The organism is Campylobacter sp. LR264d, assembly GCF_008633895.1.
Classification (GTDB): Bacteria; Campylobacterota; Campylobacteria; order Campylobacterales; family Campylobacteraceae; genus Campylobacter_D.
The window spans coordinates 187,554-210,809 of the sequence record NZ_VJNT01000010.1 but is presented as its reverse complement, the minus strand read 5'-3'; the positions used below and the strand labels follow the sequence as shown (position 1 = coordinate 210,809).

General features: G+C 28.4%; 23 protein-coding genes, 1 tRNA gene and 1 pseudogene. 22 read left to right on the top strand and 3 right to left on the bottom strand.

The genetic code is table 11. The features are described 5' to 3' along the window. The first annotated feature begins 80 nt into the window (after positions 1-80). Positions 81-1,676 (top strand): methyl-accepting chemotaxis protein, encoded by a 1,596-nt coding sequence (locus tag FMM56_RS02875; RefSeq protein WP_150207743.1) that lies wholly within the window; start codon positions 81-83, stop codon positions 1,674-1,676. A gap of 8 nt (positions 1,677-1,684) precedes the next feature. Next, positions 1,685-2,125 carry an META domain-containing protein gene (locus tag FMM56_RS02870; RefSeq protein WP_150141262.1) on the top strand — a complete coding sequence of 147 codons (441 nt, stop codon included), beginning with the start codon at positions 1,685-1,687 and terminating at the stop codon, positions 2,123-2,125. Here the strand turns inward: FMM56_RS02870 and FMM56_RS02865 are convergent. From FMM56_RS02865 to tgt, 3 genes are all read right to left on the bottom strand, one after another. Then, positions 2,122-2,739, bottom strand: coding sequence for a YggS family pyridoxal phosphate-dependent enzyme (locus FMM56_RS02865; RefSeq protein WP_150207741.1), 618 nt, complete (start codon positions 2,737-2,739; stop codon positions 2,122-2,124). The two genes, FMM56_RS02870 and FMM56_RS02865, sit on opposite strands and share 4 nt — an antisense overlap. Positions 2,740-2,766: 27 nt before the next feature. Further along, positions 2,767-2,843: transfer RNA gene (locus FMM56_RS02860), tRNA-Arg, on the bottom strand. Between the two features lie 34 nt (positions 2,844-2,877). Next, entirely contained in the window at positions 2,878-3,999 is a 1,122-nt protein-coding gene (tgt, locus tag FMM56_RS02855) for a tRNA guanosine(34) transglycosylase Tgt (protein WP_150141258.1), read from the bottom strand. A gap of 31 nt (positions 4,000-4,030) precedes the next feature. Here tgt and FMM56_RS02850 point away from each other — a divergent pair, with 31 nt between their 5' ends. The 20 genes and pseudogenes from FMM56_RS02850 (at position 4,031) to trmA (ending at position 23,247) form a co-directional block, all read left to right on the top strand. After that, positions 4,031-5,422, top strand: a complete 1,392-nt coding sequence (locus FMM56_RS02850; RefSeq protein WP_150207739.1) for a COG3400 family protein — start codon at positions 4,031-4,033, stop codon at positions 5,420-5,422. 39 nt (positions 5,423-5,461) lie between these two features. Further along, entirely contained in the window at positions 5,462-6,517 is a 1,056-nt protein-coding gene (gene aroB, locus FMM56_RS02845) for a 3-dehydroquinate synthase (RefSeq protein WP_150141254.1), read from the top strand. Next, positions 6,514-8,070 carry a mechanosensitive ion channel family protein gene (locus FMM56_RS02840; RefSeq protein ID WP_150141252.1) on the top strand — a complete coding sequence of 519 codons (1,557 nt, stop codon included), beginning with the start codon at positions 6,514-6,516 and terminating at the stop codon, positions 8,068-8,070. The genes aroB and FMM56_RS02840 overlap by 4 nt, the downstream gene beginning before the upstream one ends. Beyond that, positions 8,067-9,314 carry a tRNA (N(6)-L-threonylcarbamoyladenosine(37)-C(2))-methylthiotransferase MtaB gene (mtaB, locus tag FMM56_RS02835; RefSeq protein WP_150141250.1) on the top strand — a complete coding sequence of 416 codons (1,248 nt, stop codon included), beginning with the start codon at positions 8,067-8,069 and terminating at the stop codon, positions 9,312-9,314. The genes FMM56_RS02840 and mtaB overlap by 4 nt, the downstream gene beginning before the upstream one ends. Continuing rightward, a complete protein-coding gene (locus tag FMM56_RS02830) occupies positions 9,304-10,908 on the top strand; it encodes an AAA family ATPase (RefSeq protein WP_150141248.1) in 1,605 nt (534 codons plus the stop codon). Before mtaB ends, FMM56_RS02830 begins: the two co-directional genes overlap by 11 nt. 112 nt (positions 10,909-11,020) lie before the next feature. Continuing rightward, positions 11,021-11,602 (top strand): annotated as a pseudogene (locus tag FMM56_RS09160) (DNA cytosine methyltransferase). Between the two features lie 52 nt (positions 11,603-11,654). Then, on the top strand, positions 11,655-12,185 hold the full coding sequence (locus FMM56_RS09155; protein ID WP_263312602.1) for a hypothetical protein: 531 nt from the start codon (positions 11,655-11,657) through the stop codon (positions 12,183-12,185). Between the two features lie 31 nt (positions 12,186-12,216). Beyond that, positions 12,217-12,564, top strand: a complete 348-nt coding sequence (locus FMM56_RS09150; protein WP_263312601.1) for a hypothetical protein — start codon at positions 12,217-12,219, stop codon at positions 12,562-12,564. Further along, on the top strand, positions 12,536-12,802 hold the full coding sequence (locus FMM56_RS09290; protein WP_317845769.1) for an Eco57I restriction-modification methylase domain-containing protein: 267 nt from the start codon (positions 12,536-12,538) through the stop codon (positions 12,800-12,802). The genes FMM56_RS09150 and FMM56_RS09290 overlap by 29 nt, the downstream gene beginning before the upstream one ends. Before the next feature lie 141 nt (positions 12,803-12,943). Continuing rightward, complete coding sequence (locus FMM56_RS09140) at positions 12,944-13,189, top strand: hypothetical protein (protein ID WP_263312600.1); 246 nt, start codon at positions 12,944-12,946, stop codon at positions 13,187-13,189. A 258-nt stretch (positions 13,190-13,447) separates the two neighbouring features. Further along, positions 13,448-13,627, top strand: coding sequence for a hypothetical protein (locus tag FMM56_RS02820; RefSeq protein WP_150207736.1), 180 nt, complete (start codon positions 13,448-13,450; stop codon positions 13,625-13,627). Positions 13,628-13,830: 203 nt separating this feature from the next. Continuing rightward, the gene (locus tag FMM56_RS09385) at positions 13,831-14,103 is read left to right on the top strand and encodes a hypothetical protein (RefSeq protein WP_150207734.1); all 273 of its coding nucleotides are present in this window, start codon (positions 13,831-13,833) and stop codon (positions 14,101-14,103) included. A 317-nt stretch (positions 14,104-14,420) separates the two neighbouring features. Continuing rightward, positions 14,421-14,666 (top strand): hypothetical protein, encoded by a 246-nt coding sequence (locus FMM56_RS09380; protein WP_150207732.1) that lies wholly within the window; start codon positions 14,421-14,423, stop codon positions 14,664-14,666. A gap of 147 nt (positions 14,667-14,813) precedes the next feature. After that, on the top strand, positions 14,814-16,199 hold the full coding sequence (locus FMM56_RS02805) for a CitMHS family transporter (RefSeq protein WP_150207730.1): 1,386 nt from the start codon (positions 14,814-14,816) through the stop codon (positions 16,197-16,199). A gap of 46 nt (positions 16,200-16,245) precedes the next feature. Then, a complete protein-coding gene (locus FMM56_RS02800) occupies positions 16,246-16,740 on the top strand; it encodes a shikimate kinase (protein WP_150207728.1) in 495 nt (164 codons plus the stop codon). Further along, complete coding sequence (gene trpS / locus FMM56_RS02795) at positions 16,737-17,696, top strand: tryptophan--tRNA ligase (protein WP_150207726.1); 960 nt, start codon at positions 16,737-16,739, stop codon at positions 17,694-17,696. Before FMM56_RS02800 ends, trpS begins: the two co-directional genes overlap by 4 nt. A gap of 9 nt (positions 17,697-17,705) precedes the next feature. Continuing rightward, a complete protein-coding gene (serS, locus tag FMM56_RS02790) occupies positions 17,706-18,941 on the top strand; it encodes a serine--tRNA ligase (RefSeq protein WP_150141240.1) in 1,236 nt (411 codons plus the stop codon). A 10-nt stretch (positions 18,942-18,951) separates the two neighbouring features. Then, on the top strand, positions 18,952-21,435 hold the full coding sequence (locus tag FMM56_RS02785) for a tetratricopeptide repeat protein (protein ID WP_150207724.1): 2,484 nt from the start codon (positions 18,952-18,954) through the stop codon (positions 21,433-21,435). Positions 21,436-21,454: 19 nt separating this feature from the next. Next, complete coding sequence (locus FMM56_RS02780; RefSeq protein ID WP_150180520.1) at positions 21,455-22,204, top strand: SDR family NAD(P)-dependent oxidoreductase; 750 nt, start codon at positions 21,455-21,457, stop codon at positions 22,202-22,204. Continuing rightward, complete coding sequence (gene trmA, locus FMM56_RS02775; protein WP_150141234.1) at positions 22,204-23,247, top strand: tRNA (uridine(54)-C5)-methyltransferase TrmA; 1,044 nt, start codon at positions 22,204-22,206, stop codon at positions 23,245-23,247. The genes FMM56_RS02780 and trmA overlap by 1 nt, the downstream gene beginning before the upstream one ends. Positions 23,248-23,256 lie beyond the last annotated feature (9 nt).

The window sequence follows — 23,256 nt, the reverse complement described above, 5'->3', positions numbered from 1 at the left end:
CTTTTTAAAAATAAACAAAGTTTATAAAATGTATAATAATTTGAACTTAGGAATTTAAGGATTATTTATTAGGAGAAAATATGTTTAAAAGTATAGGATTTAAGGTTTCAGTAGCTATATTACTTGTTTTATTGCTTAGTTTTATCATTGTTCAAATTATCATAAATTTAGATTTCAAAAATTCAGCTAACAAAATGAGTAGGGAAAATCTTGACACGGTGAGTACTTCTGTTTTTCAAACCCTGCGTATGTCTATGAATTTAGGAGATCCTCAGGTCATACACGATGCCATTGAAAATGCAAAGAAAATAGAGGGCATTAGTGATGTTATTATCTACCCTTCAAAAGAAATTATCGAACTTTTTGAAATTCAAAATCCAAATACCACAAATGAGACATTAATCGTAGAACAATTTAGCAAACCAGAGCTTAAAAGTTTGCAAACCGAGATTAATGGTATAAATTACATAAGGCTTATTAGACCCTTAATAGCCGATGATGAAACCTGCCTTACTTGCCATGCTACTACAAAATTGAATGATGTTATGGGCGTTATGGATATTTATCATTCTTTAGAACATGTAGAAAACGATATAGCAAAGGCAAGTAGAAATTATATTATTATTTTTAGCTTAGCCTTGATAATCACCGTTGCAGTGGTACTTTTTATGTTAAAGATTGTAGTTGGAAATCCTATTGTAGAACTTTTAAATCATGCAAAAGAACTTGCACAAGGTGATGGAAATTTAAGAGCTAGAATTAAGATAAAAGGAAAAGATGAAATAGCCGGGGCTTGTTCTTATATCAATCAATTTATAGAAAAAACGCAAAAAACGGTTAGTTCAGTACATAATAGCTCAAAAAAGGTTGAAACACAGGCTAAAACGCTAAATTCAAATGCTATAGCCCTTGATGAAGTAACAGAAAAAAGCCATAAAAAAATAGATGAGGGCTTTCATTTAAGTGAAAATGTAGGTACAGAACTTGGAGAATTAGCCACTCTTTCAAGCGAGGCAAGTAAGGCAAATGATAAATCTTATGAGGTCTTAACTCAAATGCTAAATTCGCTTTCAAATGTTGCAAATAAAGTAACTAGTGCAGTTGATAATGAAAATTTATTAGCTGTAAAGGTTAAAAACATGATGGAACAAGCTAGTAATATACAAAAAACGGTACAGATGATGGATGAAATAGCTGATAAGACAAATTTACTTTCATTAAATGCTGGTATTGAAGCAGCTAGAGCGGGTGAGCATGGACGTGGTTTTTCTATTATTGCAGAAGATGTTCGCATTTTAGCACAAAATAGCGAGGAATTTGTGGGTTCTGTTACTCAAATAACCAAAGAGCTTTTAGCAAGTATGAAAGAAGTAAGTGATGAATTAACTAAGAATGCTGAAAATATAAATTCCTTAAATGATGATACTTCGCTTTTAGTAAATGATGCAAACGAGGTTCAAATTTCAAATAAAAGTGCTAGAGACCTTGTTTTGCAATGTACTGACAAGATAAAATCTGCACAAGAAAATATGCAAAATTTACTTTCTTGTATGCAAGAAAATGTCGAGGCTAGTGAGCAAAATGAAGGAATTGCAAAATTATTGCTTGGCGTTGTTGATGAGTTAAAAATAGTATGTAATAATTTAGAAAAAGAATTAAAACAATTCGAAGTTTAAGGAACACTATGAAAAAACTCTTAATTTTATTTATATTTTTATTTTTTATAAGTTGTGCTACTAAAAATTCAGCTATTACAACCCAAAACACTACTATAAAAGACAAGATAAATATACAAAATCAACTTTTTGAACTTGAAAAATTTAGTTATTCTTATAAAATTTATAGTAGTGAGAATTTTGAAGAAAAACCAAATTTGCGTTTTGAAAATGGGCGATTTTATGGGGATACTGCTTGTAATCGCTTTTTTGGAACTTATATAATTGATGGAGATATTTTAGAGATAAGAGATGGTATGGGTGTTACAAAAATGCTTTGTGCGTCCGGTGAGTTAATGGAATTTGAAGATAGTTTTTTGAAAAATTTTAAGGGCAGTTTTGAAATTTCAAAAGAAGAAAATTATATAGTGCTAGTTAACGATAATATGAAGCTTTATTTAAAATTTTAATTAAATAAAATGCTACCAAGCCTAATCATATTAGAACCACACTTAATGGCTAGTTCAAAGTCATTACTCATGCCCATAGAACAAATTTTAGCCCCTTCTTTTTGCAATTTTTCATAAATTTTAAAGGTATTTTCAAAGCTTTTGATAATATCTTTTTCATCATCACTTAAAGCCCCTATACTCATAACTCCACAAAGATTTAAATTTTTACATTCTTCTTTGATTTGTAAATATTCTTCAATTGCTTTCTCGCTTTCAATGCCATTTTTTGAAAACTCATTAGCTGAGTTTATTTCAAGCAAACAATCAAGCTTATAATCAAGCCTTGAATTTACAGCCCTTGCAATCTTTATACCATTACAAGATTGCCACAAAGTAGGTCTTTGTTTTAATAAAAGATTTATTTTATTGCTTTGTAAATTTCCTATAAAATGCCAAATGATATCTTCATTTTTTAAGCTTTCTTTTTTACTAGTTAGGGCTTGTACTTGATTTTCCCCAAATTCTTTAACTCCTTTTTCAAAAAGTGCTTTTATAGCTACAAAATCTACATACTTACTAGCTGCAACTAAGCGAACATTCTTTGTTTTTTCTAAAAGTTCTTCTAAATTCATTGAAAATTCCTAAGTAGATTAAGAAAGTGGTGCGCTCTAGGGGATTCGAACCTCTGGCCTTTTGAACCGCAATCAAATGCTCTATCCAGCTGAGCTAAGAGCGCGTAAATAAAAAGGGTAATTATAAAAAAAATTTTCTTAAAAAGCCCTTTTTAAGTAGAATTCTTTTTTAAATTTCGCAAATGAATTTAACCTTATAGCTTCTTGCATTTGCTTAACTAAGCTTAAATAATAATGTAAATTATGCAAACTAGCAAGGCGAAAAAAGGTTAACTCCTTAGCCTTAAATAAATGATTTAAATAAGCCCTTGAAAAATGAGTACAAGTATAACAACTACAACCCACTTCAATAGGCTCATTGTCATTTATAAACTCACTTCTTTTTATATTTAACTTGCCAAAATTTGTAAATAAGGTCCCATTTCTAGCATTTCTTGTAGGCATAACGCAATCAAACATATCAATCCCTCTTTCAACATTTTCAACTAAGTCCTCAGGGGTTCCTACACCCATTAAATAGCGAGGCTTATCGTGTGGTATTAGCGTGGTTAAATTATCAACCACCTCATACATTTTAGCATTTTCTTCCCCAACGCTTAAACCTCCAATTGCAAAGCCATCAAAATCAAGTTCGCAAATGTTTAAAGCACATTCTTTTCTAAGCTCTAAGTCAGTTCCACCTTGCAAGATAGCAAAAATATTTTGTTTTGTGCCTATGCCTTGATTTTGCTTTATTTTATGATAAGTTATAGCTTCTTTTGCCCATTTTATAGTCCTTTCAATTGAAAGCTTAAGTCTTTTTTTACTAGCTGGTAAGGCTACTAAATCATCTAAAATCATCATAATATCAGAATTTAAAGCATACTGAGTATCTAGTACGCTACTTGGGGTAAAAAGGTGCTTAGACCCATCAATATGGCTTTTAAATAAAATTCCTTCTTCGCTTTGTTTTGAATTTTTACTTAAAGAAAAGGCTTGAAAACCTCCACTATCAGTTAAAAAACTTCCATTAAAGCCGGTAAATTTATGCAAACCTCCACAATTTTTAACCACACCTGCTCCTGGTCTTAAATATAAATGATAGGTATTTGCTAAAATAATCTTTACATTAAGTAACTTTTGCAAGTCTATAAAATCAAGACTTTTAACACAAGCACTTGTTCCAACAGGCATAAAAATAGGGGTTAAAAAAGAAGAATGAGCTGTTTTTATCTCACAAACTCTAGCATTTTCATTTTGATACCTTACTTTAAATTCCATTTGCTATAATTCCTTTTTTTTGGAGTTAAAAATGAATAATGTCTTAATAATAATCGATGGTATTTTAGCAAAGCATTTCTTAGAAAGGCTTTGTTTTGAAAATGGTTTAGGGTATTTTTTTACTATAATTAGTCCTAATGCTTTAAGTATAGAGTCATCAAATACGCCTTTTGAAATTCATCATTTTGACCCTACTAGTAGACCTCGCCTTGAACTTATTATGAAAGATTATAAACTTGCCTTTATTTATATGAGAGATAAGTTTAACACTCAAAAAAGTTATGAAGCTTTGCGTTCTTTGGATTTAAATTTAGAAATAGATATTATGGATTTTTGGGGCCTTAGCTTTGAGGATAAAAATTGTCATATCATAGATGGACGCACTACCTTAACTAAACGTTTGGTTGATTATCTACCAGATATTGCTAAAACAGCACAATATATAGGACTTGGCACAGGTGAGATAATGGATGTTAAAATTCCCATAGGTTCAATTTTTGCATATAGACATATTAGTTCTATTCAGCAAAAAAGGTGGAGAATAGTATTAATTTATAGGGATTCAAAGATAAATTTCGTTCGCCCTAGCTTTGTTTTGCAACCAAATGATAGAATTTTAATAGTAGGCGACCCCATTGTTTTACAAAATGTTTTTAGGATAATTAAGGCAAATGAAGGTCAGTTTCCAGTACCCTTTGGTAGTAATATATTTACCTTAATTGATATGGTTAATATGAGTGAAAAAACTCAAATTTTACTCATTAAAACAAGCCTTTATTTAAGGCAAAAAACAAATGCTAAAAAGGCATTTATAAGGGTCATTAATCCAACTTTAAATGAAAATTATAGCTTGATTAAAAAATTAATTGATGAAAATGAAAATATCATTATTGATTATAAAAATACCAAATTTAACATAGACAAAGAAAGGATTAAAAACCATGATATAGGACTTTTTCTTACTGATACAAATCATTTTGAAAAATTTAAAAAAAGCTTTTTTGAACTTAAAATTCCTATTTTAAAAGTAGGGGAGATTGATTTTGAAGAAGTAAGGCAGAGTGTTATTTTAAGTGCTAATGAAAGTGAGCTAGAAAATCAAGCAAATGTGATAATTGATTTAAGTAAGCAGTTAAATTTAAGTGTAAATTTGCACTATTATAACCCAAATATAAAGGATACTAGTGGCATAAAAGAGTATTTTGCAAGTTTATCTAAGCTTTATGAAAAGCATATAAATATTAATGATAAAAACGATATCAATCCACTTTTAACCTTGTGTGATGAGAATAATTTACTGCATTTTGTATTTTTTGAAAAAAAGCTTTTAAAAAGCAAAATACATAGAAATTTAAGTGTGAACTTAAATAAACATTATTATAAAATGTCTAAAAATTATCAGCTTTTTATTCCTGCTGATTAATAAAAAATTGTATAATTTATTTTAAAAAACGAGGTTAGCATGCAAATAGAAGTAAAATTAAGTCAAAATCCTTATAAAGTTTATGTTGATGAGTTAGAAAATTTAAGCTTTGATTGCAAGGTAGCAATCTTAACAAATCCCAAAATTTCAGGGCTTCATTTAAAAAATTTATTAAATAAAATAAAATGCAAAGAACTTTTTATAATAAGCGTAAAGGATGGGGAAGAATATAAAAATTTAAGCACTATTGAAGAAATTTTAAATCAAATGTTTAATTCAAAGCTTGATAGAAAAAGCCTTTTGATAAGCTTTGGAGGTGGGGTTATCTCTGATATGGGTGGCTTTGTGGCAAGTATTTATCAAAGAGGCATTGATTTTATAAATATACCTACTACCTTACTTGCTTGTGTTGATGCTGCAGTTGGTGGAAAAACAGGGGTTAATAATGCTTTTGGAAAGAATTTGATAGGTTCTTTTTATCAACCAAAGGCAGTTTATTGTCAAAGTGAGTTTTTAAGGACCTTGCCACAAATAGAACTTAGTGCTGGGATGGCTGAGTTTATAAAAATGGCTATGGTTTTTGATAAAAGTTTGCTTGAATTTATTGAAAGTATTGATGCTGATGCTTTTTTAAATGCTAAAATAGATGATGAAATTTTAAGAAAAATCATAGCAAAAAGCGTTGAATTAAAGGCAAAAATCGTTGAAAAAGATGAAAAAGAAGCAGGACTTAGAATGCTTTTAAATTATGGTCACACTTTTGCACACATTATAGAAAATCAAACAGCTTACAAGCAGTACTTGCACGGAGAAGCTGTAGCAATTGGTATGAATATGGCAAATATTTTAGCCTTAAATTTAGGATTTTTACAAAAAAGTGATTGCCAAAGACTAGAAAAAATTTTGCTTAAATTTAAGCTACCTACTACTTACAAAATACAAGATATAAACGAATTTTATAACGCCTTTTATTTGGATAAAAAAAGCTTAAATGCAAAATTAAATTTTATAATTTTAAAGAACTTAGGAAAGGGCATTATAAAAGATGATATAGATAAAAGCATTATTTTAAAATGCTTAGAGGTCTTTACATGAGAAAGATTATCTTTTTTTTAGTGTTTTTTGTTTTTACTTATGCTGAGCTTAATCAAAGCAAGTTAGATGATTTTGAAGATAAGATTAATAAGCTTGATGCCATTATTAATTCAAGTATTTATAATATTAGATATGAAAATTTTATAACCTATCAAAAAATAAATGATGAGTTGATTTTATTAAATTTAGAACTAAAAAAGCCAAATTTAAAACAAAGTGATTTAGATGAATTAAAAAGGCATATTAGCACTTTAGAAGAACAATTAAATTTATTAAGTGAGTATAAGGACTTAAATTTTGCTCAAAGTTTGAGTGCCCCTGAAAATGTAGAAATTTTACCAAAATTAACAAACCCTCTTGCTATAATTAGTGGCTTTTCTCATATTAAAAAATTAAAGGGTGGAAAAGAAGAGGTTAATCAAAAATTAAATGATTTTACAAGCTTGGTTGAAAAAATTAAAGAAAAAAATACCCAACTTAAAGAAGAAAGTCACAAAAAGCCCCATATTATAGATAGTGCAAGGATTAAAAATTCAGATAAAAAGCTAGATGAATTTAATCAAGCCTTGCAATTTGCTAAGGTTTCTTATTCTATTTATGAGAAAAAAATCGATGATGAGATAGCTAGGATTAATTTGGAAATTAAAATTCAAACCCTAAGGGCCATAAATATCCTAATTGCCATTGTTTTAAGCATAATCATATCTTTTTCTTTAAAATTTGTAGCAAAAAAGTATATAAAGGATATAGAGCGTTACTACATGGCTACAAAGATTATAAATTTTATAAATATAAATGTGATTTTTTTAATCTTGCTTTTTGCTTATATAGAAAATATTACCTATCTTGTTACCATACTTGGTTTTGCATCGGCTGGCCTTGCAATTGCTATGAAAGATATGTTTATGTCAATGCTTGGGTGGTGTGTTATAGTCTTTGGTGGCAGTTTAAGAACAGGTGATAGAATCAAAGTTATACAAAACAACCTTACTTATGTGGGCGATATCATAGATATTTCTTTTTTAAGGATTACCATTTATGAAGATATAACCCTTGAATCTTACGTGAAAAATCGCAGAAGTGGACGCATTATTTTTATACCAAATAATTATGTTTTTACGCATTTAATCTCAAATTACACTCACCATGGAATGAGAACAGTGCTTGATGGAATCGATATAACAATTACCTTTGATTCAAATTTAGAAAAAGCACAGCAAATTGTTGAAAATATAGTTAAATTTCACGCAAAGGGCTATACTGAACTTGCTAGAAAGACTATGCAAAAATTACAAAATGAATATAGTATTAAGGATATAAAGGTAGCTCCTAGATTTTTTATATTTTTTGAACATTGGGGCATGAGAATTTCAGCTTGGTATATGACAAATTCTTACGCAGCCCTAGCCCTTAGAAGCGTTATTTGTAAGGATATTATAATTGAGTTTAACAAGCATAAGGATATTAAAATAGCATATCCTTCACAAAATCTTTATATGTCAAAGAATTTACCTCCTGATGAGTTTAAAGAACTTGCAAAGGACAGCTTTTGAAAGTTTTTTTTAAAACATTCGGGTGTCGCACAAATATCTATGATACTGAGCTTTTAAAGTCTTATGTTAAGGATTTTGAATTAACAAATGATGAAAATTTAGCCTCCATAGTTGTTATAAATTCTTGCACGGTTACAAATGGGGCAGATAGTGGTTTGCAAAATTATGTAAATTCCTTGCAAAAAAAGGGCATTAAGGTCTTAATTACTGGTTGTGGGGCATTTTCAAAAGGACAAAACCTTTTGAAAAGGGGTGAAATTTTTGGAGTTTTTGGAGCATCTAAAAAGGAAAAAATAAATGAGTTTTTAAAGGCAAAAACAAGCTTTTTAGAACTTGGAAATTTGGAATTTATAGATAAAAATATAGTTACAACTTACAAAAATCACAGCAAGGCCTTTGTTAAAATTCAAGAAGGTTGTAATTTTTCATGTTCGTATTGTATTATTCCAGCAGTTCGTGGAAAATCAAGAAGTGTAGATGAAAAAACTTTACTTAATCAAATTAAAATTTTAACTCAAAATGGCTTTAATGAAATCATTCTAACAGGCACAAATATAGGCTCATACGGACAAAAAATGGGTACAAATTTAGGTCTTTTACTTCAAAAAATAGGAAAGATTAACGGCGTTAAAAGGGTAAGGCTTGGGAGTTTAGAACCTAGTCAGCTAAATGAGGATTTTTTTGAAATTTTAAATGAACCTTGGATAGAAAGGCATTTACACATAGCACTTCAACATACAAGTAATCAAATGCTTAAAATTATGAGAAGAAAAAATCGCTTTGAAAGTGATTTAAAACTCTTCGAATTTCTAGCTAGTAAAAATTATGCCTTAGGAACTGATTTTATCGTAGCACATCCCGGAGAAAGTGATGAAATTTGGAAAGAAGGCTTAGATAATTTTAAAAAACTTCCACTTACTCACTTACATGCCTTTATTTTTAGCCCTAGAAATAATACTTATTCAGCTATTTTAAAAGAGCGTATAAATGGTAAAATAGCAAAGCAAAGGCTAAATTTATTAAAAGAAATAGTAGCAAAAAATAATTTTGAATTTAGAAAAAAGCAAAAAGGCTTAAATGTCTTGGTTGAAAGCCTTAAAAATGATTATTATGAGGGCTTTGATGAATTTTATAATAAAATGAAAATTAAAAGTAAAAATGATATTAGCAAAACTTGGGTAAATATTGAAAACTACATAGTCCAAAGTGAATTTAATCTAGCAAAGGAAAGCTATGAAAAATAAAAAAATTATAATAAGTTCTTTTTTAATTCTTTGTATTTTACTTGGAATTTTATATTTTAAAAATGATGCAAAGTACATAGACAAAGATCTTTATACGAGTTTATTGGAACAAAATTTAATACAAAAAGCAGTATTAATTGATAATGAGGTTTTACTTCATACAAGGGGTGAAAAATACATTATCATAAAAGATGGCATTGACTTAAACGAACTTTTAAAACGCGTTCCCATAGAAGTTAACAAAGACAATAGTAGCTGGGTTTTGTTTATCTTACTTTTTTTCTTATTAATTTTATTTTTATCTACAAATTATTTTTTAAGAAAAAAAGAACTTGCAAAATATCCTATTTCTAAGAATTTAAACAATCAAAACTTAAATACAAATTTAGAAAGCCTTAATATAAAGCCTGTGATTTCAAATATTACTTTTGAGGATGTGGCAGGGGTTGATGAAGTTAAAATGGAGTTAAGTGAGTTAGTTGATTTTTTAAAAAATCCTCAAAAATATAAAGAATTTGGTGTTAAAATGCCTAAAGGTGTTTTAATGATAGGACCTCCAGGGGTTGGTAAAACCTTAATCGCAAAGGCTGTTGCAGGAGAAGCCAATGTGCCTTTTTTTTATCAAAGTGGTTCAAGCTTTGTTGAAATTTATGTAGGAATAGGAGCTAAACGCGTTAGAGAGTTATTTTCTAGGGCAAAAATGACAGCTCCAAGCATTATTTTTATAGATGAGATTGACGCAGTTGGTAAGGTAAGAGGCGAAATGTCAAATGGCGAAAGGGATAGTACCTTAAATCAGCTTTTAACGCAAATGGATGGCTTTGAGGATAATAGTGGCGTTATAGTAATAGCAGCTACAAATAAGATAGAATTAATCGACTCAGCATTACTTCGCTCAGGTCGTTTTGATAGGCGAATTTTCCTTTCTTTACCCGATTACAAAGATAGGCTTAAAATTTTAGAAATTTACATGAAAGATAAAAAAAATAATGTAAATTTAAATAATATTGCAAAGGCAAGTGTAGGTTTTAGTGGGGCAGGGCTTGAAACTTTGGTAAATGAAGCAGCCATAAATGCGTTAAGAAGAAATTCAAATTTGGTAGAAGAAAGTGATTTTTACGCAGTTTTAAATAAGGTTTTATTAGGTAAAAAGAAAATTTTAAGCTTTAATGATGATGAGAAAAAAATTCAAGCTACCTATCAAAGTGCAAAGGCTTTGAGTGCTTATTATTTTGATATAGCCTTTGAAAAAATCACTCTTATTGAGGATAGATTTGATGAATTTGAACATAGTATTAAGTCAAAATCTGAGTTAATCAATAAAATAAAGGTGCATTTAGCAGGGTCTGTGGCTATGAAGTTAATATTTAATGAAAGCTATACAAATTCGCAAAATGACTTTGCAAAAATCAAAGAAATGCTTGAGTTTATGATGAGTTTTGGTATGCTTGATGATGTTAAGCTTGATGTTTTAAAAGAAGAGATTGAAGAATTATTATTTCCTATGAAAAATAAAATTTTAAGCCTAAGCGAGCTTTTACTTGAAAAAGAAAAACTAGAATACTTAGACATTAAAAAACTTATGCAGGTGTGAGCATGATTGTTTATAAGCTTGATTTTATGGATTTTGTAGGCTTATTTAAGTAAAGAAGTTTGTTTTGATTAAGTTTTTAAGATTAAAATACTTCATAAAAAAAGGCTTTATCGTGTTTAATAAAATTCCAACTTATATTTCTTTATTTTCTTCTGCTGGCGTAGGTTGTTATGGTTTTAAAGAACTTGGATTTGAATGTATTGTAACAAATGAATTTATAAACAAAAGACTTGAAATTCAAAAAATAAATAAAAAATGTAAATATGAAAATGGTTATATTTGTGGCGATATAAAAGATGAATATGCAAAGAATAAAATTTTAGAACAAATTAAATTTTATAAAAATTTGGGTAATGATAGAGTTAATGTGCTAATAGTTACTTCACCATGTCAAAGGTATGAGTGTAGCAAATCATAAAAAAAGTACTAATGAGATTAATCGTAATTCTTTGGTTGTAGAAAGTATTGAATTAATAAGTTTAATTAATCCAAGATTTTTATATTAGAAAATGTATCTAGTTTTTATAAAACAGCTTGTATTGATAAAAATAATAATGTGATTAGTATAGGCTCTATGATAGAACGTGATTTATCAAAAAATTATTCTATTTATGATGAAATTATTAATTTTAAAAATTATGGAGCAAATTCAAGTAGGACAAGAACGCTTGTAATTGGTGTTTGTAAGAATTAAAAAATTTTATTTCTGCTATTGAACTTTTTCCAAATTTTACGAAGAAAAAACTTTGAAAAAAGTTATAGGAAATAAAAAATCTTTAGAATGGGGAGAAATCGACAAAGATGACTTTTACCATGGTTTTAGAATTTATTCATCACATATGAGGGAATGGATAAGTGATTTAAAAGAAGGGCAAAGTGCTTTTGATAATAAAGAAGATACAAAAAAACCACATAAAATAGAAAATGGTAAAATTATTATTAATACTTCAAAAAAAAGACAAAAATGGAATAATGTAGCACCTTGTATTCATACAAGAAATGACCAAATGGCATCGCAAAATACAGTTCATCCAAGTGATGATAGAGTATTTTCCATTAGAGAATTAATGCTTATGATGAATATTCCACAAAATTTTAAATGGTTGCCTTTTGATTTAAAACATTTAAATTCTTTAAGTATTAATGAAAAACAAAGACTTTTAAAACAAAATGAAATGAATATTAGACAAAGCATAGGAGAAGCCGTACCGACAATTATATTTCAACAAATTGCTAAAAATATTTCAAATTTTATGTTTAAAACATTTAAACAATAAAGAAATAATAGTTTTAATAGAAAAATTTAATTTGTCAAATTTAAGCAATTTAATATCCTTTTTAAAAGATAATTTAGATAAGTATAATATGGCAAGTTTATCAAATTTAGTTGAAATTGCAAATACAAGAAGAAAACAAAATTCAGCTTATTTTACAAATAAGTTTATTATTGGTGAAATAGTAAAAACCTTGCCAAATTTTACAAAAGATACCATTACTATCTTAGAACCAAGCGTTGGAAGTGGAAATTTTTTACCTATTTTATTTAAAAAGTATGCACATATCAAACAAGTAATTTTAAAATTAATTGATATTGATAAAGCAAATATAGAAATTTTAAAAATACTTTATCTCAAACAAATTCCAAAAAATTTTTAAAATAGAATTTATTTGTGATGATTTTTTAAAATTTGAGTGTGAAAATATTGATTTAATTATAGGAAATCCACCATTTACTAAAATAAATAAAAATAAAAATTTAGCGAAATTGTTTTTGGAAAAAGCTTTACAAATGGCTGATTTTATATCTATGATAATGCCTAAAAATTTACTTAATACAAATGAATATCAAAGCACAAGAGAAAAGCTAGAAAAAAAGGAGCAAGTCATATTATAGATTTTGGTGAACTAGGATTTAATGGCGTATTAATAGAAACAATAAATATAATTACTGGCAAAAATAAAGAGATATGCGTAAAATCATTGCCACTTAATTTAAGATTAATGCAAAAAAAGTTCGTATATTTTTGACAAGAATTTGCCTTATTGGGTTATATTTAGAAATGATTTTTTTGATAATATTTTTACAAAATTAAAATTTGGAATTTTTGATAGTTTTAGAGATAGACAACTTACAAATTCAAATACAAGCAATAATAAAAGCGATATAAGAATTATCAAATCGTGTAATATTAGCAATGATGGAAGACTTTTAGATATACAAGGATATGATAGTTATATTGCTAAAAATGAGTTAAATAAATTTAAAGTCTCTATGTTTTAAATAGAGATGATGTTTATCTAACACCGAATATGACTTATAGCCTTAGACTTATAAAAAAGAAAAAAAGGTTTTGTTATTAATGGTTCTGTAGCTATTTTAATTCCTAAAATATAAATTAATTTGACAAAAAAGGACCAAGATTATATAGCAAGTGAAGAATTTAGAACATTTTATAAAATAGCTAGAAATTATCAAACAAGAACGTTAAATATTGATAGTACAAGTTGTTTTTGGTTTGGTGTAAAAAAAAGATAAATAATGCTTAATGCTGATATTATAGAATTTATAAATTCTTTTAATTATGATATTAAAAAAACCAATAATGCAAGATGGATTGACCAAAAATGTATACCTGATGTTATATCAATAGTGGCTGATTGTATTTTAGAATTTACAAATTATGATGAAAATATAATTTTTAAAATTAGTGACATTTGATTAAATGAATATACAAAACAAAATGTAATGATGATTTTTGCAAAACCAAGTACAGATTTAAATGAAACAAGCAATGAATATGATAAATTTTTTGCCCAACCTATAAATTTATTAACATATGGGGTGTTTTAGAACATGTAGGCAAATGTAAAAATATCAATATTTTTAAAATTCATAATTTAAATTTGCTTGAATATATTGCAATGCGTGATACAAATGCTTTAAATTTTTTAACTTTATACATTAAAAAAGTTTTACAAGATAGTGGTCTTTTAAATGTATTTAATGATTTTTTAAACAATCAAAATAAGGAAAGTTTTAAAAAATTAAAAGATATTTTTATTGATTTCACTATTAAACATATAGCTATAAATGGTAAAACAGAATGTGGTCGTATATTTACTAAAATTTTAAATCCACTAGCTTTTATAAATAATAAAAAGGTACTAGACGTGGATTTTTATCATCTACTATAATCACATTTGATGAATTAAAATATAATAGAATAAATTGGATAGATAAGTTAAGTGGCAAATATAAACATATTACAAGGATTGAATACGAACAAATAAATCCACAAATTAGACAAAATGCAAATTATCAAATTCAAAAGGCTAAAAAAATTGTTCATAGATATAATGATAAATTTAACAATAAACTTTCAGAAATTAAACAAGTAAATGAAAGAGCTATAGCTATACAAATTCATTATATTTTTCCAAATTCTGAATTCCCACAAATAAGTGATTATATAGAAAATTTAATTGCTCTTACACCAAATCAACATTTTTTAATGGCTCACACAAATAATCAAACAACATATATAGACAAAGATTTTCAATATATTTGTTTGATTGCTAAAACACATACAATTATGAATGATACAACACAAACTTATAATTTTGATTGTTATAAATTTGTGTTAAATACTGGTTTAAATACTGATAAATTTAGTGAAGTTGTTGATTATCATAATTTAATTTTATTGCTTGATTATTTTTATCCAAATTTCAATAATAAAAAATTTAATTTGATTTAGTTATTTTTTTAAGCTATATGATTTAAACAAAAAAAAATCAAGCTTATAAGCTTTACTTAATGTAACAAAAAAATATTTTTATCATAAAAAATGTGCTTTTATTTATCTTTTTTAATTAAGATTTTATAAAAACAAAAAGGAAAGCTAGTGGAAATTTTTTTAGCATTCGTGGGCTTTTTTTCCCTTATTTTTATAATCTATCTTTTGTTAAAGGACAAAACCTCTCCTGCTATTGCTTTTATCATAGTTTCAGGCGTGGTTGGCATTGTCTTTTGCTTACTTGATATGTATGCAAATTTTGGCATAGGGTCCTTTTTAAAAGAAAGGGTTCAAACAAAGTATTTTTTAAATATTCAAAATCCTATTTTTGATTTTAAAGCCCTTAGCTTTTTCATAAAATCAGGCATTTCAAGCGTAAGTTCAACTGCTGTTTTGTTTATCTTTTCTATATTATTTTTTGGAATTATAAATGAAACTGGCCTTTTTAATAAAATCATAAATGCCTTACTTAAAACTAGTAAAAATAATGTTTATAGCATTTGTGTTTTAACCGTTATTATCGCTGTAGTCGCACACTTAGATGGTTCAGGTGCGTCCTCATTTTTAATAGCCATTCCTGCACTAATGCCTATTTATGAAAAACTTGGTATGCAAAAAACTACCTTAATGACTATTTTAGCAGTATCTCTTGGGGTTATGAATTTGTTGCCTTGGGGAGGACCAACCGTTCGTGCTGCTACTATTATAAGTGCCGAGGCAAACGATATTTGGCTAAGATTAATCCCTATTCAAATTACTGGCCTTATATGTGCTTTGATAATTGCTTTAATACTAGCTAGAATGGAAGTGAAAAAAGGGGCAGGTTTAATAAATTTGAATGAAACTTATAGCGTAGAAATAGGGGTTCACAATCAAGATAAAAAATTTATTATAAATATTATTTTGTTAATAGGCGTAGTTATCTTACTTGTTTTAAATATCTTTCCTGGATATTTTCCCTTTATGATGGGATTTTGCCTTGTTTTGTTTATAAATTATCCAAATTTAGAACTAGCCCAAAAGTTAATAAATAAATACGCAAAAAGTGCTATGATGATGGCTACTACATTGTTTGGGGCTGGAATTTTAATAGGCGTTTTTGATGCAAGTGGGATTATGAAGGTTATGGCTATGTTTTTACTTCATATAATGCCTGAAAGTGCCTTAAGTTTAATCCCTTTAATAGTAGGCTTAACAGCCGTTCCTATGGCCTTGATTTTTTGTACAGATTCTTATTTTTTTGGCATTATGCCTATAGTTGTTGGAATTACAAGCGTTTTAGGCATTGATTCTTATAGCATTGCTATTATTATGATAGTGGCTAGAAATTGTGCTACCTTTATATCGCCTGTGGTACCTGCTGCACTTTTGGGTTGTGGTTTAGGAAATGTTAGCATAAAAGAACATATCAAAAAAAGCTTTTTTTGGGTCTGGGGAGTGTCTATTGTATGTTTATTTGTAGGATTTTTGTTAGGAATCATACATTTTTTTTAAATTTATTAGTAAATTAATGCTAAAATAAGCCTTAAAGGACTGCAAAATGATAGATAAAAATATTTTTTTTGTAGGCTTTATGGGCTGTGGAAAAAGCACGATAGCTAGAGAATTTGCCTTAAATGAAAATTTAATTTTCCTAGATAGTGACCAGCTTATAAGTTTGCAATTTAATCTTAGCATAAAAGAAATTTTTGAAAAATTTGGTGAGACTTTTTTTAGAAAAGAAGAAGAAAAAATGGCAAGGTTTTTTGGGGATATAAAGGGGGCTAGTATAGCAACAGGAGGAGGCTTTATAAACGCTAATAATTTAGACAGAATAGGACTTTGCGTGTATTTAAAGGCTGAATTTGAGTATTTAAAAAATCGCTTAAATAAAGAAGAAATTGCAAAAAGACCCCTTTTTTTTGATGAAAATAAAGCGAAAAAATTATATAATGAAAGACTCAATTTATATAAAAAAAAGGCAAATTTAATCATGGATATTACAAATAAAAGCGTTAAAGATATAGTTAAAGAACTACAAGAGAAGGTAAAATGAGAGTTTTAAGTGGCTTGCAACCTAGTGGGGATTTACATATAGGAAATTATTTTGGGGCTATTAAGCAAATGCTTGATAGACAAGAAAATAGCGATTTATTTATATTTATAGCAAATTATCATGCTATGACCTCAAGCAAGGATGCAAATAAATTAAAAATGGATACCCTAAAAGTGGCAGCAGCTTTTCTTAGCCTTGGAATTGACCCTGAAAAATGTACCTTTTGGCTACAAAGCGATGTTAAAGAGGTCTTAGAACTTTATTGGATTCTATCACAATTTACACCCATGGGCTTACTTGAAAGGGCTCATAGTTACAAGGATAAAATAGCAAAAGGCATAAACGCAAGTCATGGGCTTTTTTCATATCCTGTTTTAATGGCAGCTGACATACTTCTTTATGATAGCAATTTAGTCCCCGTTGGGAAGGATCAAATTCAACACATTGAGATTACAAGGGATATTGCTATAAAAATAAATAATGAATTTGGTGAAATTTTTACAATACCTGAACCTCAAATAGATGATAAAATCGCTGTTATTTGTGGAACTGATGGTGCAAAAATGAGTAAGTCTTATAAAAATACCATTGATATTTTTGCTGATGATAAGACAAGAAAAAAGCAAATTTCAAGCATAATAACAGATAGCACCCCCCTTGAAAGCCCTAAACAATGGCAAACTTGCAATGTCTTTAACATAGCTAAACTTTTTTTAAATGAGAATGAAATTTCAAGCTTAAAAACTCGCTACGAAAATGGCGGAGAAGGTTATGGGCATTTTAAGCAGTATTTAAATGAACTTGTTAGTGAGTATTTTTTAAAGGCAAATGAAAAATATAATGCTTATTTAAAAGAACCTAATAAATTAAGAGAAATTTTAGAATTTGGTGCTTTAAAAGCTAAAAAAATAGCTAGTCAAAAAATGGCTAAAATTTATGATAAAATAGGACTTTAAAGGGTAAAAATGCTAGATTTAAAAGCCTTGCAAAATGATTTTGAAAATATAGCCTTAAAATTAAAGGCTAAAAAGGTTGAAGAGGATTTATTAAAGGCGTTGAGTGCCTTATTTAGCGAGTTAAAAGAAGAAAAAAATAAGCTTGAAAATTTACAAGCTTTTCAAAATAAATTCTCAAAAGAACTTGCCACCTCAAGCGACAAAGAGATCTTAAAAAAAGAACTTAGCTTAAATAAAGAAAAAATTTCCTTGCAAAATAAGGTAGTTTTAAGTCTTGAAGAAAGACTTGAAAATATTTCTTATTCTATACCAAATATCCCTGATGATTGCGTGCCAGTTGGTGATGATGAAAATGAAAATGTGGAGCTTAAAAGGGTTTTGGATATTCCTAAATTTGACTTTGAAGTAAAAGAACATTTTGAACTAGGCGAAAAGCTTGATTGGCTTGATTTTGTAAGAGGGGTTAAAATTTCTCAAAGTAGATTTTGCGTACTTAAAAAGGATGGGGCTAGATTAAATAGGGCCTTGATAAATTATATGATTGATTTTAATCAAAATAGAGGTTTTGAACTTGTAAATGTCCCATTTTTAATAAATTCAAATACCATGTTTGGTACGGGTCAACTTCCTAAATTTAAAGATGATGCTTATATGGTAAGGGACGAGGATTTATATTTAATTTCAACTTCTGAAATTCCACTTACAAATTTATATAATGATGAAATTTTATCAAGTGAAATTTTGCCCTTAAAAATGACTGCTTATAGTGCTTGTTTTAGAAAGGAAGCAGGTAGTGCAGGACGTGATACTAGGGGCATAATAAGACAACACCAATTTGAAAAAGTAGAACTTGTAAGCATTACAAGACCCGAACAAAGTGATTTGGTATTTGAAGAAATGCTAAATTGTGCTAGTGATTTATTAACTAGCCTTGGACTAGCCCATAGGCATTTAATGCTTTGTACGGGGGATTTAGGTTTTAGTGCAGCTAAGACCATTGATTTGGAAGTTTGGTTACCAGGACAAAATAAATATAGAGAGATTAGTTCGGTTTCTAATTGTAGGGATTTTCAAGCAAGAAGGGCTAAAATTCGTTACAAAAATGAAAGGGGTAAAAATGCCTTAGTGCATACCTTAAATGGTTCAAGTTTGGCAGTTGGTAGGACCTTAGTGGCGATTATGGAAAATTATCAAGAAAACGATGGTAAAATTCGCATTCCTGATGTACTTAGAAAATATTTTTAAGAGTTGAACAATGGCAGAAGAAATTATCTTAGAAGAACCTGAAGAACAACCAGAAGAGCAAAAAAGCGAAAATGTTATCGATGATAATGTTGATGATGGTTTTGAAGACTTGCAAGGAAAGGCAGGAGAAGCACCAGAAGAAGATGAGTTAACCTCGCTTGATGATGGTGGAGGAGGCTTTAATTTTACAAGAGAGACAGCCCCTGTTGAAAAACCAGCCCCTGTTGAAGATGAACCAACTTATGAAGAATCATATGACTCAAATTCTGATGTTTGGTATAAAGATAAGAAATTTATGTACTTGCTTGGACTTTGTATAAGCGTAGTTTGTATTTTAGTTTTTGTGCTTTTTTATCTTAGCTTTGATGATGGGCAAATTCGGGCTGATTATGTGGCTACAAAGGTGGTAGAAACGGGTGTTGTTAGTATTGATGAGTCTTATAATTATAATGATATGACTAAGATTGATAGCATGATTCAAAAGGCAAATACTCTTTATTTAAGAGGCGAAGTAGAACAAGCCTTAAAGCTTTACGAACAAGTTTCAGTTTATAATGAATCGCTTTCTAATTATAATCTTGGCGTTTCTCAAATGAATGATGGAGACTTCGCACACGCTTTTGATAGCTTTAAAAAGGCTATTGCAAATGGCGAACATCAAAGCGTTTCTTGCATTAATGCTGCGGTTTGTTCTTTGATTTTAGGAGATAGTGAAAAATTTAAATATTATATAGACTTAGCCGAGGTTTACTTGCCAAAAGAAGGAAATTCTAAGCTTTATGGTTATTATTTAAGCCTTATAAATTATTATAAGGGCTATTATCCTGAGGCCTTGCAAATGCTACAAAAGGTAAATGTTGAACCTTACACAGATACAGCAAAATACCTTTCAGCTAAAATTTTTACAAAGCTTGATTTAACAAATAAGGCAATTGAGGCCTTAAATACTCAAGGAAGTTATGAATCAAGTCTTTCGTTAGGGCTTTTATATGCTAAGATAGGTGAATTTGAAAAGGCTAAAACTGCCTTAAATACAGCTATGAAAATAGATAGAGATTTTAATAAAAGCCTAGCAGCTATAAATTTAGTGGATTTAAAAATGGGTAATTATCAAAATGTCCTAGATCGTTTAAATGCATCTTTTAATACAGACCTAGAAAGATATAAAATTTTAGATATGCATAAGATTAAAGTAAATTTAAACAAAGAACTTTTTAATATACACTTAGCACAGGGTAATTTTTCTAAGGATTTATTGCAAAACCCAGAAGACCAGTTTGACTTATTATTTTACTTTGCCCCTTATCAAGTATTTGACTCAAAACAAGCATCCCTTTATATTAAAAAGGCAAATATTGTAGGCTTTGTAGAAGATAGCGAAGGCAATGAAAATTATTTAAACATAGGAAAAACACTTTCATCAACTAATATTAAGATAGCAAATATCATAAATTTAGCCCTTAATCAACAATTAAGACAAGCAAATTTGCAGTTTCAAGCCCTTTTAAATGATTACCCAGAACACAGCATTTTACATTATAATTTAGGGCTTACTTACGCACAGCTTAAAAATTATGACCAAGCCTATAAGCATTTTTCAAGTTCTTATCATCTTAATCCAAAAAATTATCAAGCAGGTGCCTTTGCAATGTTTGCAGCAAAATTAAGTGGTATTGATACAGCTAAATTATTTAATGAAATTTTAGAAAATATAGCAAGTGATAAAGAATTTAAGGCAAATTTACAAAGAAGTATGCTTTTTTTAGCAAATTCTAATCACGCAGCTATGATTCCATATTTAGAAGAGAATAAAGATGATAGTCCACTTAGCTTAATGTTTGATGTAATCATTGCTAAAACAAATAATTTAAGTCAGGTACTTGACACTAAAATAGACCAGTTAAGGAGTGCTTTGCCAGAAGATATTTTGACAAATATTTTATATTTTAATGCAAAAAATGAAAATTTAAATATACAAGAATACGCCCAAAATGCCCAAATTTATTTTGAAAATTTAAAGCTTGATTATCGTAGCATTTTTGGTGGTGCAAATGTGGCTAGGGAAATGTATGTTTCTTTAATGCAAGTTTCAGGGCTTTTAAATATAGAAAGGCAAAAATTTAAAAAACTTGCAAATGCAAGTACTAAAAATGAAGAAGGCGTTATTCAAACCCTGGCATATTTAGATATCTTTGCAGGGCAATATCAAGAAGCATACGCTTTATATAGTATGTTAATTGATGAGTATAATGTGCAAGATTCAAGGACGCTTTTTTTAGCAGCAGTAGCTGCAACTGGTGCCGATAATCCAAATTCAGCCATAGCCCTTTTACAACTTTCTAAGTTAAGTGATAGGACTAATAGAGAAAGCAAGGTAGCACTTGGACTTTTATATCAAGAAGCCCAAAATTACGAACCTGCACTTAATCAATATAAAGAATTGCCAAATAATTTTAAAAGCAAATTTTTTAGTTTTGATATAAGTCAGAGTTAAATTTAAAAAAGGATAGATTATGAAAACAGCATTTATTACAGGGGCAAGTTCAGGTTTTGGACAAGCTTGTGCTAGAGTTTTAGCCAAAAATAACTATAAAATCATAGCCCTAGCAAGAAGAAAGGAAAAACTACAAGAATTAAAAGAAGAATTTAAAGATAGGGTTCATATTTTAAATATTGATGTAAGAGATAAAGATGCCATTTTTAATGCCGTTAAAAACTTGCCTAGCGAGTTTATGGATATTGAAATTTTATTAAATAATGCTGGACTTGCCCTTGGCCTTAGTGAATTTGATAAAGCAGATATAGAAGATATTGAAACAATGATAGATACAAATGTAAAGGGTTTTTTATATGTAGCAAAGGTACTTATTCCTATACTTAGAAAGCAAGAAAGTGCGTATATTTTTAATATAGGTTCAGTAGCAGCTAGAAATCCATACTTTGGAGGCAATGTATATTGTGGTACTAAAGCATTTGTAGGTCAATTTTCATTAGCTCTTCGCAATGATTTAAGGGATTCAAATATCAAGGTTACAAATATAGCCCCTGGACTTTGTAAAACTGAATTTAGCGAAGTTCGTTTTCATGGCGATAAAAAAAAGGCTGATGCAGTCTATGAAAATACTAAATATTTAAGTGCTGATGATATAGCACAAGTTATTTTAGCCTTGATAAAACTTCCATCTCATATAAATGTAAATGAGATAGAATTAATGCCTCAAACGCAAACTTGGGCTGGTTTTCACATTCAAAAATTAAATTAATGAACGATAAAATAGCCTTTTTTAAAGATTTTTTCAAGGATGATTTTAAGGGTGAGTTTGAAATTTTTAACTCGCCTTTAAAGCATTTTAGAACAAGGGCTGAATTTGCTTTTTTTCACGATAATAATAAACTTTTTTATGCTATGTTTGATAAGGATACAAAAAAGAAAATTATAGTTGAAAAAGTCGAGTTTGTAGATAAAAAAATTTATGATTTAATGCCTATTTTGCTAACCTATATTAACGAAAATGAAAATTTAAAACAAAGGCTTTTTGGGGTTGAATTTTTAGCCACTAAGCAAGATATTAGCACAACCTTGCTTTATCATAAGGATATTTTTTTAATAAAAAATGATTTAGAAAAGCTAAGCAAGGATTTAAATTTAAAATTAATCACAAGGTCTAAAAATAAAAAATTAATTTTTAAACAAGAAAGTCTAAGTCAAAAATTAATCATTAATAAAAAGCCCATTTTTTATACCTTTGATAATGATTGTTTTGTACAACCAAATACCTATATAAATGAGAAAATGATTGAATATATACTTTCAAAAATCATTTTACAAGATAGAAAAGATTTATTAGAACTTTATTGTGGTTATGGAAATTTTAGCATTGCTTTAAGTGTTTTTTTTGAAAATATAATGGCCACTGAAATAAGTAAAAAAAATATAGAATACGCCCTTAAAAATTGTGCTTTAAATAATATCTTAAATATAGATTTTGTAAGGCTTGCAAGCGAGGAGCTAGTGAGTGCTTTAAAAAAAGAGAGAGAATTTTTTAGATTAAAAAATGTAGATTTAAATAAATTTAAGTTTTCTCATATTTTACTTGACCCACCAAGGGTAGGACTAAGTTTTGAAGTAATGAATTTAGCAAAAATGCACAATTTTATAGTTTATATATCTTGCAATCCTTATACGCTTAAAGAAAACTTAAAATTTTTAACACAATACCATGAAATTTTATATTTTGCCTTTTTTGACCAATTTGTAAATACCCCACACCTAGAAAGCATAGTTATACTAAGAAAAATTCCTTAAAATCACAAT

What these genes read in the sequence shown, in the direction of transcription:
- FMM56_RS02820 (WP_150207736.1), top strand. Translation starts at nt 13,448, where the DNA reads ATGCTTAATGCTGATATTATAGAATTTATAAATTCTTTTAATTATGAT.
- FMM56_RS02840 (WP_150141252.1), top strand. Translation starts at nt 6,514, where the DNA reads ATGAGAAAGATTATCTTTTTTTTAGTGTTTTTTGTTTTTACTTATGCT.
- FMM56_RS02830 (WP_150141248.1), top strand. Translation starts at nt 9,304, where the DNA reads ATGAAAAATAAAAAAATTATAATAAGTTCTTTTTTAATTCTTTGTATT.
- FMM56_RS09380 (WP_150207732.1), top strand. Translation starts at nt 14,421, where the DNA reads ATGGCTCACACAAATAATCAAACAACATATATAGACAAAGATTTTCAA.
- trmA (WP_150141234.1), top strand. Translation starts at nt 22,204, where the DNA reads ATGAACGATAAAATAGCCTTTTTTAAAGATTTTTTCAAGGATGATTTT.
- FMM56_RS02800 (WP_150207728.1), top strand. Translation starts at nt 16,246, where the DNA reads ATGATAGATAAAAATATTTTTTTTGTAGGCTTTATGGGCTGTGGAAAA.
- FMM56_RS02785 (WP_150207724.1), top strand. Translation starts at nt 18,952, where the DNA reads ATGGCAGAAGAAATTATCTTAGAAGAACCTGAAGAACAACCAGAAGAG.
- aroB (WP_150141254.1), top strand. Translation starts at nt 5,462, where the DNA reads ATGCAAATAGAAGTAAAATTAAGTCAAAATCCTTATAAAGTTTATGTT.
- serS (WP_150141240.1), top strand. Translation starts at nt 17,706, where the DNA reads ATGCTAGATTTAAAAGCCTTGCAAAATGATTTTGAAAATATAGCCTTA.
- FMM56_RS02875 (WP_150207743.1), top strand. Translation starts at nt 81, where the DNA reads ATGTTTAAAAGTATAGGATTTAAGGTTTCAGTAGCTATATTACTTGTT.
- FMM56_RS02780 (WP_150180520.1), top strand. Translation starts at nt 21,455, where the DNA reads ATGAAAACAGCATTTATTACAGGGGCAAGTTCAGGTTTTGGACAAGCT.
- FMM56_RS02865 (WP_150207741.1), bottom strand. Translation starts at nt 2,739, where the DNA reads ATGAATTTAGAAGAACTTTTAGAAAAAACAAAGAATGTTCGCTTAGTT.
- FMM56_RS02870 (WP_150141262.1), top strand. Translation starts at nt 1,685, where the DNA reads ATGAAAAAACTCTTAATTTTATTTATATTTTTATTTTTTATAAGTTGT.
- trpS (WP_150207726.1), top strand. Translation starts at nt 16,737, where the DNA reads ATGAGAGTTTTAAGTGGCTTGCAACCTAGTGGGGATTTACATATAGGA.
- FMM56_RS02850 (WP_150207739.1), top strand. Translation starts at nt 4,031, where the DNA reads ATGAATAATGTCTTAATAATAATCGATGGTATTTTAGCAAAGCATTTC.
- FMM56_RS09385 (WP_150207734.1), top strand. Translation starts at nt 13,831, where the DNA reads ATGCGTGATACAAATGCTTTAAATTTTTTAACTTTATACATTAAAAAA.
- tgt (WP_150141258.1), bottom strand. Translation starts at nt 3,999, where the DNA reads ATGGAATTTAAAGTAAGGTATCAAAATGAAAATGCTAGAGTTTGTGAG.